This window comes from Promicromonospora sp. MEB111 (genome assembly GCF_030209445.1).
In the GTDB taxonomy this organism is placed as follows: domain Bacteria; phylum Actinomycetota; class Actinomycetes; order Actinomycetales; family Cellulomonadaceae; genus Promicromonospora.
Window position 1 is genome coordinate 59,992 of record NZ_JARVSD010000029.1, and the last position, 12,494, is coordinate 72,485.

The window sequence follows — 12,494 nt, forward strand, 5'->3', positions numbered from 1 at the left end:
AGAGGCTGTGCCTTACGAGATGGTCACGAAATCGATAAGTTCTTCGACGCGGCCGAGCAGGGCCGGGTCGAGGTCCCGGAAGTCGCGCACGGTGCCCAGGATCCGCTGCCAGCCGCGGGCGACGTCCGCCTGCGTCTGCGCAGGCCAGCCCAGGGACCGCAGGATGCCCAGCTTCCACTCGGTACCGCGGTCGATCACGGGCCAGCGCTCCAGCCCGAGGCGCTCGGCGCGCACGGCCTGCCACACGTCCACGTAGGGGTGGCCCAGCACCAGCACCGTCCCCGGCGGGACGGTGCGCAGCGCCTCGTCGGTGAGCCGCTGTTCCTTGGAACCGGGCACCAGGTGGTCCACGAGCACGCCGACCCGGCGTCCGGCGTCGGGCCCGAACTCGGCCAGGCGCTCGGCGAGGTGGTCCACGCCGTCGAGCATCTCGACCACCACGCCCTCGACGCGCAGGTCGTCGCCCCAGACCTTCTCCACGAGCTCGGCGTCGTGCTTGCCCTCCACCCAGATGCGGCTGCCGCGGGCGACGCGCGCCCGGGCGCCGTGCACCGCGACGGACCCGGAGGCCGTGCGGGTGGGCTGCGCGGGGGCGCGGTTCACGACGGGTGCGGTGAGCTCGACGGGCTTGCCCTCGACCCAGAACCCGGGGCCGAGCGGGAAGGTGCGGGTCCGGCCGCGACGGTCCTCCAGGACCACCACGTGCATGCCGCCCGACTTCTCGACGCGCACCACCGCGCCGACCCAGCCGGTCTCGACCTCCTCGACCACGAGGCCCTGCTCGGCGGGCGCGGGCTGCGACGTCGGCCGCCGCCCTCGCTGCGCGCCAGGAAACTGGGGGGACAGGACATCGGACCCATACCGTTCGTCGAACACGTCGCGAGCCTAGGTCGCCCTACCCGTTGAGTGCTGGATCTTCGCCCTTCCGGAGTGTCATCGAGGGCGAATGTCCAGCACTCAACGACGGGTGGGGCGGTCGAGGCGAGCGGGATTAGCGGCTCGCGCGCAGCGCCGCCTCGGTGCGCGTGGCGACGCCCAGCTTCCTGAGGATCGCCGAGACGTGGACCGACGCGGTCTTGGCCGAGATGAACAGCCGCTCGGCGATCTGCCCGTTGGTCAGGCCCTCGGCCACCAGGGCCAGCACCTGCCGCTCACGGGCGGTCAGGGAGTCCGTCCCCGCGTCCGACGGCGGCGCGCCGGCCGCGCAGGCCGGTCCCGCCAGCCCGGTCCCGCCGTCGAGCAGCCCCGCCCGGGTCGACAGGTCCAGCGCCTGCCGCACCACCAGCCCCGCGCCGATCCGCTCCGCCTCCGTCACGGCCGTCCCGAGCGTGGTGCGGGCCCCGGCCCGGTCGCCGGCCTCCAGCAGCCGTGCGCCCTCGCGGTACAGCGCGTGGAGCCGCAGGTGGGCGGGGCCGGGCAGTTCTGCCGCCGCCGTCCACGGGCCGGTCCCGAGCTCCGCCTCGAACACCGCGGACCACACGGGGTACGTGGGCCAGTGGGTGCACCGGGCGAGCTCGGCACGGTACGGGGCGTCGTCGACGTCCCGGCCCTGCTGCCGCAGCCGGGCGATCGCCCGGGCCGCCACCGCGAGCCGCGGCAGGTCATAGACCGGGATGTGCGGATCGTCCGGCGCGATCACCGCCGACACCCGCTCCAGGGCCTCGTCCGGCTCGTCGCGCAGCAGGGCCAGCTCCGCCCGGGTGGTCGCGACCCGCGACCGGATCTGCGCCTCCAGGCGGCCGAACCGGTCCCAGGTGGCGGCCCTGCGCCGCGCCTCGGCCTGCGCCTGCTCCACGAACCCGCGCCACATCGCGAGCCAGGTGCGGCGCTCGCCCAGGTACACGGCATAGACGCTGTCGTGCACCAGGGGGACCGTCCGCTCGTACCAGGCGGCGGCCTCGGCCCAGTCGCCCAGGTCGATCTGTGCCTCGACGATGTTGCCCTCGATCATGACGCGGGAACCCTCGGAGGCCCCGTACCGGCGGGCCGCGGAGACCCCCTCCTCCGCGATCTTCGCGGCGCCGGCCGCGTCGCCCACGGTGAGCAGCGCGTCCGAGCCGTTGATGTAGTATCGGCTCAGGCCCTGCCAGGCGTCGCCCGCGACCGCGCGCCCGCGCTCGATCTCCGCGAACCCGTCCATGTCACCGAGCTGCATGCGGCTCACCCCGCGCAGGTTCAGCGCGACCGCCCTGATCTCGTCGCTGCCGATCGCCGTCGCCGCCTCGTAGGCGGCGGTCGCCGACTCCATGCCCTCCTTCGACCGGCCGTCGAGCATCGCGCGGCGGGCGCGCAGGATCAGGAGCTGGCCGCGCACGGCGTCGTCCCGGCCCGGTTCGACGAGCGCGAGGGCCCGCTCGATGAGGCCCGGCCCCTCGTCGGAGCCCGCCTGGCCGGCGATGAGCGCGGTGTCGCTGAGCGCGCGGGCCAGCCCGACCGGGTCGTCGTCGGGCCACTCCGCGACCGCCTCGTGCGCCACCGCGAGGGCGCGGGCGGTCCGGGTGGAGCCCCGCAGCGACTCGGCGACGGTGCGCAGCAGCTCGTGGTGCGGCAGGCCGGCCACGGCCTCGGCGTCGGGCACCTGCTCCCAGAGCTCCAGCGCCCGCTCGCCCAGTGCCACCGAGGCGGCGGACGCGGCGTCGGCCGCCGCGGCGTTGTGCCCGGCGACGGCGGCCGCCAGCGCCTGGTCGAGCACTCCCGCGCGCCACCAGTGGTCGGCGATCCGGGACAGCTTGGCCACCGACCGGGCGCCCGGCGGGTAGGCGCGCTCCAGCACACGCGCGTACGCGGCGTGCAGCCGACGTCGCTCGCCCGGCAGCAGCTCGGCGTACACGGCCTCCTGGACCAGGGCGTGCCGGAACGTGTAGCCGACGTCGGTGACCACCAGCACCCGCGCGTCGACCGCCTCGCGAGCGGTCTCCTCGTGGCCGGGCCCGTCCGCCGCGGCGTCGGCCAGCACCGCGTCCAGCACGTCGTAGCGCACCCGGGGGTTGGCCGCGACGACCCGGCACAGCGCCTGGGCCTGGCGGCTCAGGTTCCAGTAGCGCAGCAGGAGGATGTCGCGCAGCGAGTCGGGCAGGTCGGTGCCGAGAAAGCCGACCAGTTCCTCCACGTAGAAGGGGACGCCCTCGCTGCGGTCGGCCAGGTCGGTCAGGTCCGCCAGGTCGACCAGGTCGTTCAGGTCGGTCAGGTTCCCGGGAGCGCCGTCGAGCCCGGTGCCCGGGCGGGCGGGCTCGGCGAGCAGGTCCCGCGCCATCTCGCGGACCTCGTCGGCGCCGAGCCGGGACAGGTCGAGCCGCGTGGCGAGCCGGGCGCGGTCGAGCTCCGCCATGACGGTCCGCAGCGGGTGCGCCCGGCCGACGTCGTCGCTGCGGTAGCTGAGCAGCAGCAGGAGGCCGGACGGCGCGGTGCGGGCGAGGCGCACGGCGACGGCGCGCGTGATGTCGTCGGACCAGTGCAGGTCCTCCAGCACCACGACGAACGGGCGCTCCGCGGCGAGCGCGGTGAGGAGGTCGGTGAGGACCTCGGGGATGCGGTCGGCCCCGGCGTCGGACGCGGGCGCGAAGAGCTGAGGGGTCACCGCGGCGAGCGCGCCCGCCGCGGGTCCGGCGGCGGCGACGGCCGTCTCGGTGCCCACCGCCTGGACGATCCCGTGCAGGAGGCCCGCCAGCGCCGCGTAGGGGACCGGGCCCGAGCCGGAGTCGGCACACTGGCCGACGATCACGTGGGCGCCGTCGGCCCGGGAGGTGAGCTCGTCGAGCAGCCGGGTCTTGCCGATGCCGGCCTCGCCCGCGACGACGACCGTGCGGCTACCGCCCGAGCGAACGTCGGCGAGAGCGGCCTCGAGCGCGCCGAGCTCAGGGGCTCGGCCCACCAGGCGGGCACGGGGGACCGGCATGGGCTCATCGTCCCATGCCGGTCCGTGGTCGTTCCGTCCTTTTCCGTCGGCCTGCCCGCTGCTTCCATGGGCCTGCCCGCCGCCCGGCACGGTCACCCTCCCCGCGGGATCAGGCGACGCGCGGCCGGACGGCGTCGGCCGCCTTGGCACGGGCACCGCGCTCGGCGGTGCGCTGCGCGGCGGCCTGCCGCCGGGCGGCCTCCTTGTGCTCACGGGCGACCCGCGCCCGCTCGTTGCGCTGGTCGAGCTCCCGCTCGTTGCGGCGGTACTCGGCGTAGTCCGAAAAACCGAACATGGTGGTTCCTCCCGGTGTCACCGCCGGCCCCTCGCCGGCGGTGATTCCAGGTTCGTCTGTGAGGTACGTCGCGCGGATCGGGCGGTCGCCGCATCTTTCGCGATGGGTTCGCGGTGCGGGGTGGGCGCGCCTAAGGCATCGCCCTATGCTCGGTGCTCAGCCCTCGGCGAACGGTAAGACCTGCAGGTCAGCCGCGTGTTCGACGGGGTGGGACGGCGCGGCCGGCCCGGGTGCGCGCGGAGCGCGGCGGGTCGGGGACCCGGCGGGTGGCGCGCGCCGCGTAGGATTGGCACTCGGTTGGTGAGAGTGCTGGAAGGCAGTGTCGGTGAGCGGGCCGGAACCCGGGCGCACGTCCCGGACGTTCTACCTGGGGACGGAGGTGAGCGCGGTGAGCGAGGAACGCAGACTCGATGTCCTGCGGGCCATCGTGGAGGACTATGTCCGCACACGGGAGCCCGTCGGTTCGCGCATCCTCACGGAGCGCCACCAGCTCGGCGTCTCCCCGGCCACGGTCCGCAACGACATGGCCGCCCTGGAGGAGGCCGGGCTCATCGCCCAGCCGCACACCTCGGCGGGGCGCATCCCCACCGACAAGGGCTACCGCCTCTTCGTGGACCAGCTCGCCGAGGTGCGGCCCCTGTCCGTCCCGCAGAAGCGGGCCATCGAGACGTTCCTCTCCGAGGCGGTCGACCTGGACGACGTCGTGGCCCGCGCCGGGCGGCTCATCGCCCAGCTCACCGGCCAGGTCGCCGTGGTGCAGTACCCGTCGCTGCGCCGGTCCGGGCTGCGGCACCTGGAGCTCGTGCCGACGGCCGAGGGGCGGCTCCTCGTCGTCGTCATCACGGACACGGGCCGGGTGGAGCAGCGCTTCCTCGACGTGCCGGTCGACCTGGACGACGGCACGCTCGGCGAGCTGCGCGCCCGCCTGAACGCGGCGACCGCCGGTCGCCGGCTCGCCGACATCGGTGACGCGTTCGCCGGGGTCGCCGAGGCGATGCCGGCCGAGCACCGCCCGCTGGCGACGGCCGTGGCCGAGGTGGTCACCGCGGCGCTCGCCGAGGAGAGCGAGGAGCGGATCGTGCTGACCGGCCAGGCCAACCTGGCGCGGTCCGGCATGCGCTTCGAGCAGGGCCTGCGGCCCGTCCTGGAGGCGCTCGAGGAGCAGGTCGTCCTGCTCGGCCTCCTCACCGACATGACCGACGACGCCAAGGTGGCGGTGAGCATCGGGCACGAGAACCGGCTGGCGGGACTGGCGGAGACCTCCGTCGTCACGTCCGGCTACGGCTCGTCCGACGGCGACACCGTCGCGATCCTGAGCTCGATCGGCCCCACCCGTATGGACTATCCGGGCACCATCGCCGCGGTCCGCGCCGTCGCGCGCTACCTGTCGCGAGTGCTGCCCGGCTGACCCGAACTTCCACAAACCTCCCCACAAAGAGAGACCTGTGACCGACTACTACGAGATTCTCGGTGTTCCGCGCGACGCATCGCCCGAGCAGATCAAGAAGGCATACCGCAAGCTGGCCCGCGAGCTGCACCCGGACGTGGCCGGCGACGCGGGCGAGGACCGGTTCAAGGACGTCGCGCGCGCGTACGAGGTGCTGTCCAACCCCGACAAGCGCCAGCAGTACGACATGGGCGTCGACCCGACGTCGCCCGGCGGCGGCGCGGGCGGCGGGTTCGGCGCCGGGTTCGGGTTCCAGGACATCTTCGAGACCTTCTTCGGCGGCGGGCAGCCGACCGGCCCGGTCCCGCGCGCTCGGCGCGGCAACGACGCGCTCGTGCGCCTCGACCTCGACCTCGCCGAGGCCGTCTTCGGCGCCAAGCGTGAGATCCAGGTCGACACCGCGGTGGTCTGCAACACCTGCGGCGGCGACGGCGCGCGGCCGGGCACCCACGCCCGCACCTGTGACGTCTGCCAGGGCCGCGGCTCCGTGCAGCGGGTCGCCCGCTCGTTCCTCGGCCAGGTCATGACCAACCAGCCGTGCTCCGCCTGCGGCGGCTTCGGCACCGTGATCCCCGAGCCCTGCACCGACTGCTCCGGCGAGGGCCGCGTGCGCTCGCGGCGCACCGTCGCGGTGAACGTGCCCGCCGGCGTCGACACCGGCACGCGCATCAAGCTCTCCGCGCAGGGCGAGGTAGGCCCCGGCGGCGGCCCTGCCGGCGACCTGTACGTGGAGATCCGGGAGCGCGCGCACGACACGTTCGTGCGGCGCGGCGACGAGCTGCACTGCACCCTCCAGGTGCCGATGACGGCGGCCGCGCTCGGTACCGTGCTCGAGCTCGACACGCTGGACGGCCTGCAGGAGATCGACCTGCGCCCGGGCACGCAGCCCGGCCAGGTCATGACGCTCAAGGGCCTCGGCGTGGGGCACCTGCACTCCAACGGGCGCGGCGACCTCAACGTGCACATCGAGGTCCAGGTCCCCACGAGCCTTGACGAGGAGCAGACCGCGCTGATGCAGCAGCTCGCGGCGCTGCGCGGCGAGGAGCGGCCCGAGCCGCGGCTCGCGACGGTCCAGGGCGGCGTCTTCTCGCGCCTGCGCGACAAGCTCAGCGGGCGCTGACCGCGCACCCATGAGCGCGCCAGTCTTTCTCGCCGAGGCGTCCGCCACCCACCCGCTGTCCGGGTACGGCCCAGGCGCGCTGTACGTGCTCGACGGCGCCGAGGGCCGGCACGCCGGCGTGGTCCAGCGGCGCGGGCCGGGGGAGCGGATCGACGTGGTCGACGGCGCCGGCGTGCGCCTGCGGACCGTCGTCGAGGCCGTGCACGGCGCCGAGGTGCACCTGCGCGTCGAGCAGGCCGTCGTCGAGCCCGTGCCCGACGTCGTCGTGACGCTCGTCCAGGCCCTCGCCAAGGGCGACCGCGACGAGATGGCGATCGAGGCCGCCACGGAGACCGGGGTGGACGCGATCATCCCGTGGCAGGCCGAACGGTCGGTGGTGGTCTGGCGCGGGGACCGCGCCGCGAAGTCGCGGGCCCGCTGGGTCAGCACCGTGCGGGCCGCCACGAAGCAGGCCCGCCGGGCGCGCATCCCCGACGTCGACGTGTCCCTGAGCACCAAGCAGCTCGCGGCCCGCGCCCGCGAGGTGGTCGCCGCGGGCGGCGCGGTGGTGGTGCTGCACGAGGAGGCCACGACCGGCCTCTCGGCGGTCCCGCTGCCCGACGCCGGCGCCCTGCTCCTCGTCGTCGGACCCGAGGGCGGGATCTCCGAGGCCGAGGTCGCCCTGCTCACGGAGGCGGGCGCGGTCACGGCCCGCCTGGGCCCCCACGTCCTGCGCACATCGACGGCGGGCCCGATAGCGATAGCCCTGCTCAGCGACCGCCTGGGCCGCTGGTGATCCTTCGTTGAGTGCGGGATTTTCGCCCTTTCAAAGCCTTTGAAAGGGCGAAAATCCCGCACTCAACGAAGGGGTCAGTTCGTGACGTCGAACTCCACGCGGCGGTTCTTCTCCAGGTCCGCGAACGTCCGCGGGACGACCAGCGGGGTCGACTCGCCGAAGCCCTTCCACGTCAGCCGGTCGCGGTCCACGCCCTGCTCGACGAGCTCGTCGACCACCGCCTCCGCACGACGCTCGCTGAGCCGCTGGTTGTGCGCCTCGGTGCCCACCGAGTCGGTGTGCCCCTCGACGCGGACCTCGACCTCCGGGTGCTCCGCGAGCACCTCGGCGGCCTCCCGCACCACCTTGCGGCCGTCCTTGGTCAGCCGTGCGCTGTCCGTGACGAACGTGATGTTCGGGATCTCGACGAGGTCCTCCTGCGCCTTCTCCCGCTCCTCGCGGGTCGGCTCGCGCTTGGGCTCGTCCTTCTCCTCGTCGTCCGCGGCGTCCTTCGTCTCGCCGTCCGACGGCGTCGCGGTCGGCTCGGGCGACGCGGTCGCCTCCTCCTCCACGTCCGTGGCGGTGTCCTCCGACGCGGTCGCCTCCTCCTCCACGTCCGTGGCGGTGTCCTCCGACGCGGTCTCGTCGTCCTCGGCCTCCGGAGCCGCGGCCTCCGCCGCGCCGGCCCCGGCCGAGACCAGCCCGGCCGGGCCGTAGGCCGCAGAGGCGCGGACGCCCTCGACCCCGCCGACGACGTCGGCAGCCGCCACCGCCTCGGCGTCGGTCGGCGCGGTCACGTCGGCGTCGCGACCCGTGAACTCGACGTCCACCCCGTCGAGCCCCGCTGCGGAGAGGGCCCCCTGCGCGCTCTCCGTCAGCGTGGACTCGATGTGCTCGCGGAAGCCCGTGTTCTGGACGCCCGACAGAGCGCCCATCCCGAGGACCACGATGATCACCGGGGGCAGGACGACCTTCAGGTTCATGCCTTCACCCCGGACTCGGTGGGCTCGGCGTCACCGTCCGCGGCCGCGGCCTTGGCCTCGTCCTCGGCGATCGCCTCGGCCTTGGCCTCGGCGCCCTCGATCTCGTCGACGTCGGTGTAGTCGACGTTCTCCTTGAACCGGGCCCGCCGGTCCTGGCCGCCGATCAGGTAGTCCTGGAACTCCTGCAGGCCCTCGTCGTCGCCGTCGGCCAGGTACTGCGCCTGCTCGGCCCAGCTCACGGCGGCCGGGGCGAACGTGATGCCGCCCGTGGCGAGCGCCTCGCGCAGCTCGTCCTCGGTCGCGCCCGCGATCTTCGCGTACGTCGCGTAGCCCGCGGCCCGGAGGGTGGACTCGATCTTGGGCCCGATGCCCTCGATGCGCTGGAGATCCTGCGGCTCGGCCTCGGGCTCGGGCTCGGGCTCGGGCTCGGGCTCGGCGGGGGCCGCGGCCGCCTCCGCCTCGTCCTCGGCGAGGGCCTCGGCCTTGGCCGCGGCGCCCTCGATCTCGTCGACGTCGGTGTAGTCGACGTTCTCCTTGAACTTCGAGGCGCGGTCCTGGCCGCCGATCAGGTAGTCCTGGTACTCCCGCAGGCCGTCCTCGTCGCCGTCCACCAGGTACTGCGCCTGGTCGGCCCAGCTCGTGGCAGCCGGGGCGAACGTGATGCCGCTCGCGGTGAGCGCCTCGCGCAGCTCGTCCTCGCTCGCGCCCGCGACCTTGGCGTACGTGGTGTAGCCGGCGGTCTTCAGAGCGGTCTCGATCTTGGGCCCGATGCCCTCGATGCGCTGGAGATCCTGCGGCTCGGGCTCGGGCTCGGGCTCGGGCTCCGCCGCCGCCGCGGCGGCCTCGTCCACGGCGAGGGCGGCAGCCTTGGCCTCGGCGCCCTCGACCTCGTCGACGTCCGTGTAGTCCACGTTCTCGTTGAACTTCGCGCGCCGCTCCTGGCCGCCCACGAGGTAGTCCTGGTACTCCTCCAGGCCGGAGGCGTCGTTGTCCACGAGGTACTGCGCCTGGTCGGCCCAGCTGCTGGCGGCCGGGGCGAACTTGATGCCCTGGCCGGCGACGGCCTCGCGCAGCTCGTCCTCGGTCGCGCCCGCGATCTTCGCGTACGTGGGGTAGCCGGCGGCCACCAGCGCGGCCGCGATCTTCGGCCCGATGCCCTCGATCCGCTGCAGGTCGTCCGGGGTCACGGCCTCGGTCGCGGCCTCCGGCGTCGTCTCCTCGGTGCCGGCCTCGGCCAGCGCGGCCGCCTTGGCGGCGGCGTCCGCCTCGGCCGCCGCGCGGGCCACGGCCTCGGCCTCGGCGACGACGTCGGACCCGGCGGCCTCGACGTCCTGCTCGGCGTCCGCCGGCTCACCCTCGCCCTGCTCGCCGGCCCGCTCGTCCTTCGCGGCAGCGTCCTGCTCGGCGGCCCCGGCGTCGTCGGCCGTGCTGCCGGCTTCCGCACCGGAACCCGCACCCGCGTCCGACGCCTCGTCGGCGACGGGCAGCACGGTGTCCGTGGCGGCGGTCTCGGTCGCGGCGGCCCCGGCGCCCGCGAGGGCGGGGACGGCCTCGGCCTTCGTCGCGGCAGCCTGCGCGGTGGCCTCGGTCTCGGCGTCCGACGCGGCGTCCGCACCCGACTCGGCGGCGGTCGTCCGGGCGGCGGCCTCCGACTTCTCGGCGGTGTGCTTGCCCTTGGCGCGGCGGCCCCAGACGAGCCAGCCGATCCAGATGCCGATCGCGAGGCCGATCAGGGCCGCGATGATGATGAATGCGAGCGATTGGGCGATGAACCAACCCACGCGAACCTCCAGGTGACTGCTGTGTGTGGTGTGAGGGCGACCGACGGGACCCGCGAGGTTGGACGACGCCAAAAGGGTGTCTCAGTACGCCAATCTCCATCGAACGCCGCAAACTCTCCCACATCACCTTCACCCAGGCATTTCGAACCATGTAACGGAATGGGAAATCCTGGTGAGCCCCCGGCCGGGGCATCGCGGCCGCCTGCGGGCGCGGCGTGTGCCCGCCCGCCGGTAGCCTGCCGACATGACGAGTACCGACAGCCCGGACTGCCTCTTCTGCAAGATCGTCGCGGGGGACATCCCCGCGGACCTCGTCGATTCGTCGGACACCGCCATCGCCTTCCGGGACATCGCGCCCAAGGCGCCGGTGCACGTCCTCGTGGTCCCCAGGGAGCACTACCCGGACGTCCCCGCGTTCGCGGCGTCGGACCCCGAGGGCCTGGCGGGCGTGATCGCGCTGGCGGACGGCGTGGCGAGCGAGCTCGCCGACGGCCAGTACCGTCTGATCTTCAACACCGGTCCCAAGGCCGGCCAGACCGTCTTCCACGTGCACGCGCACCTGCTCGCCGGCGGCGAGCTGCCGGGCTTCGCCTGAACTTCGCCTCGACCAGGAGCGGGAAAGACCGTGGCGTGACCCGGGCGGGTCGATAGGATGAGCCTTGTCGTCATCCCTACCGCGTGAAGGAGCGGATCGGCCCCGCGGGGCCGGCTCATGACAACTACGCCCAGCACACAGTCCCAGACCCGGATCGAGCACAAGATCGTCGTCCCGGCCCACATCCCGACGGTCGCGCTCCTCGGGAGCCGGGACTCGGTGCTGCGGGCCGTCGAGGAGGGCTTCCCCGGCGTCGACGTCCACGCCCGTGGCAACGAGATCGCAGTGAACGGACCGGCGGGCGACGTGGCCCTGGTCACGCAGCTGCTCGACGAGCTGATCGAGGTCGTCGAGGCGGGCACGCAGCTCACCCCCGAGGTCGTCAAGCGCTCGGTGGCCATGCTGAGCGCCGCGTCGGCGTCGCGCCCCGCCGAGGTGCTCACGTTCAACATCCTGTCCAACCGGGGCCGCACCATCCGGCCCAAGACGGTGGGACAGAAGGCGTACGTGGACGCGATCGACACCAACACCATCACCTTCGGTATCGGCCCGGCCGGCACCGGCAAGACCTACCTCGCCATGGCCAAGGCCGTCCAGGCGCTGCAGGCCAAGCAGGTCAACCGGATCATCCTGACGCGCCCCGCCGTCGAGGCCGGTGAGCGTCTCGGGTTCCTGCCCGGCACGCTGTCCGAGAAGATCGACCCCTACCTGCGCCCGTTGTACGACGCGCTGCACGACATGGTCGACCCCGAGCAGGTGCCCAAGCTCATCGAGGCGGGCACCATCGAGGTGGCGCCCCTGGCCTACATGCGCGGCCGGTCGCTCAACGACTCGTTCATCGTGCTCGACGAGGCGCAGAACACCTCGACCGAGCAGATGAAGATGTTCCTGACCCGCCTGGGCTTCGGCTCCAAGATGGTGATCACCGGCGACGCCACGCAGGTCGACCTGCCGGGCGGCACCACCTCGGGCCTGCGCGTCGTCGAAGACATCCTGCTGGGCGTCGACGACGTCGAGTTCTGCCGCCTGACGTCGTCCGACGTCGTGCGGCACCGGCTGGTCAGCGACATCATCGACGCGTACGCGCGGTGGGACGTGCTCACGGACGACCGCCGTCCGGGCCGTCAGCCGCAGGACCACCGTCCGGGGAGCAAGAGGCAGCGCCGGTGAGCATCGAGGTCAACAACGAGTCGGGGTTCGAGGTCGACGAGGCGGAGTTCGCCGCGCTCGGCCGCTTCGTGCTCGACGCCATGCGGGTACACCCCCAGTCGGAGCTGTCGATCATCTTCGTCGACACCACCGTCATGTCCGACCTGCACGTGCAGTGGATGGACGAGCCCGGACCCACGGACGTGCTCTCGTTCCCCATGGACGAGCTGCGCCCGGGGCGCGACGGCGACATCACCCCGGCCGGCACGCTCGGCGACATCGTGCTGTGCCCGGAGGTCGCGGTCACCCAGGCCAAGGCCGCCGGCCACTCCACGACCGAGGAGCTGCTGCTCCTGACCACGCACGGGATCCTGCACCTGCTGGGCTACGACCATGCGGAGCCGGAGGAGGAGAAGGAGATGTTCGGCCTGCAGCGCAAGCTTCTCCTGACCTTCCTCGCTACCCGGTGACCGGC

11 protein-coding genes are annotated in these 12,494 nt (G+C 73.7%); 6 read left to right on the forward strand and 5 right to left on the reverse strand.

All coding sequences use genetic code 11. From position 1 onward, the window contains the following. Positions 1 to 12: 12 nt before the first annotated feature. The 3 genes from QRN56_RS27065 to QRN56_RS27075 form a co-directional block, all read right to left on the reverse strand. A complete protein-coding gene (locus tag QRN56_RS27065) occupies positions 13 to 876 on the reverse strand; it encodes a DUF3097 domain-containing protein (protein ID WP_285108539.1) in 864 nt (287 codons plus the stop codon). Positions 877 to 991: 115 nt separating this feature from the next. After that, entirely contained in the window at positions 992 to 3,895 is a 2,904-nt protein-coding gene (locus QRN56_RS27070) for an ATP-binding protein (RefSeq protein ID WP_285108541.1), read from the reverse strand. 109 nt (positions 3,896 to 4,004) lie between these two features. After that, complete coding sequence (locus QRN56_RS27075) at positions 4,005 to 4,190, reverse strand: hypothetical protein (protein WP_285108542.1); 186 nt, start codon at positions 4,188 to 4,190, stop codon at positions 4,005 to 4,007. Between the two features lie 388 nt (positions 4,191 to 4,578). On the opposite strand from QRN56_RS27075, the gene hrcA reads away from it, so the two are divergent. From hrcA to QRN56_RS27090, 3 genes are read left to right on the forward strand one after another with little or no spacing between them, the layout of a single operon-like run. Continuing rightward, complete coding sequence (gene hrcA / locus QRN56_RS27080; protein WP_285108558.1) at positions 4,579 to 5,598, forward strand: heat-inducible transcriptional repressor HrcA; 1,020 nt, start codon at positions 4,579 to 4,581, stop codon at positions 5,596 to 5,598. A gap of 37 nt (positions 5,599 to 5,635) precedes the next feature. Next, entirely contained in the window at positions 5,636 to 6,757 is a 1,122-nt protein-coding gene (dnaJ, locus tag QRN56_RS27085) for a molecular chaperone DnaJ (protein WP_285108560.1), read from the forward strand. Between the two features lie 10 nt (positions 6,758 to 6,767). Next, a complete protein-coding gene (locus QRN56_RS27090) occupies positions 6,768 to 7,532 on the forward strand; it encodes a 16S rRNA (uracil(1498)-N(3))-methyltransferase (RefSeq protein ID WP_285108562.1) in 765 nt (254 codons plus the stop codon). Between the two features lie 74 nt (positions 7,533 to 7,606). Here the strand turns inward: QRN56_RS27090 and QRN56_RS27095 are convergent, their stop codons facing one another. Both QRN56_RS27095 and QRN56_RS27100 read right to left on the reverse strand, forming a co-directional pair. After that, on the reverse strand, positions 7,607 to 8,494 hold the full coding sequence (locus QRN56_RS27095) for an OmpA family protein (RefSeq protein WP_285108563.1): 888 nt from the start codon (positions 8,492 to 8,494) through the stop codon (positions 7,607 to 7,609). Next, entirely contained in the window at positions 8,491 to 10,275 is a 1,785-nt protein-coding gene (locus QRN56_RS27100; RefSeq protein WP_285108564.1) for a helix-hairpin-helix domain-containing protein, read from the reverse strand. The genes QRN56_RS27095 and QRN56_RS27100 overlap by 4 nt, the downstream gene beginning before the upstream one ends. Before the next feature lie 244 nt (positions 10,276 to 10,519). Here QRN56_RS27100 and QRN56_RS27105 point away from each other — a divergent pair, with 244 nt between their 5' ends. The 3 genes from QRN56_RS27105 (at position 10,520) to ybeY (ending at position 12,489) form a co-directional block, all read left to right on the forward strand. Beyond that, the gene (locus QRN56_RS27105) at positions 10,520 to 10,870 is read left to right on the forward strand and encodes a histidine triad nucleotide-binding protein (RefSeq protein WP_285108565.1); all 351 of its coding nucleotides are present in this window, start codon (positions 10,520 to 10,522) and stop codon (positions 10,868 to 10,870) included. Between the two features lie 117 nt (positions 10,871 to 10,987). Then, complete coding sequence (locus tag QRN56_RS27110) at positions 10,988 to 12,040, forward strand: PhoH family protein (protein WP_285108566.1); 1,053 nt, start codon at positions 10,988 to 10,990, stop codon at positions 12,038 to 12,040. Further along, positions 12,037 to 12,489, forward strand: coding sequence for an rRNA maturation RNase YbeY (gene ybeY, locus QRN56_RS27115; protein ID WP_285108568.1), 453 nt, complete (start codon positions 12,037 to 12,039; stop codon positions 12,487 to 12,489). Before QRN56_RS27110 ends, ybeY begins: the two co-directional genes overlap by 4 nt. The last annotated feature ends 5 nt before the right edge of the window (positions 12,490 to 12,494 follow it).

What these genes read in the sequence shown, in the direction of transcription:
- QRN56_RS27070 (WP_285108541.1), bottom strand. Translation starts at nt 3,895, where the DNA reads ATGCCGGTCCCCCGTGCCCGCCTGGTGGGCCGAGCCCCTGAGCTCGGC.
- QRN56_RS27075 (WP_285108542.1), bottom strand. Translation starts at nt 4,190, where the DNA reads ATGTTCGGTTTTTCGGACTACGCCGAGTACCGCCGCAACGAGCGGGAG.
- QRN56_RS27090 (WP_285108562.1), top strand. Translation starts at nt 6,768, where the DNA reads ATGAGCGCGCCAGTCTTTCTCGCCGAGGCGTCCGCCACCCACCCGCTG.
- QRN56_RS27095 (WP_285108563.1), bottom strand. Translation starts at nt 8,494, where the DNA reads ATGAACCTGAAGGTCGTCCTGCCCCCGGTGATCATCGTGGTCCTCGGG.
- QRN56_RS27105 (WP_285108565.1), top strand. Translation starts at nt 10,520, where the DNA reads ATGACGAGTACCGACAGCCCGGACTGCCTCTTCTGCAAGATCGTCGCG.
- QRN56_RS27110 (WP_285108566.1), top strand. Translation starts at nt 10,988, where the DNA reads ATGACAACTACGCCCAGCACACAGTCCCAGACCCGGATCGAGCACAAG.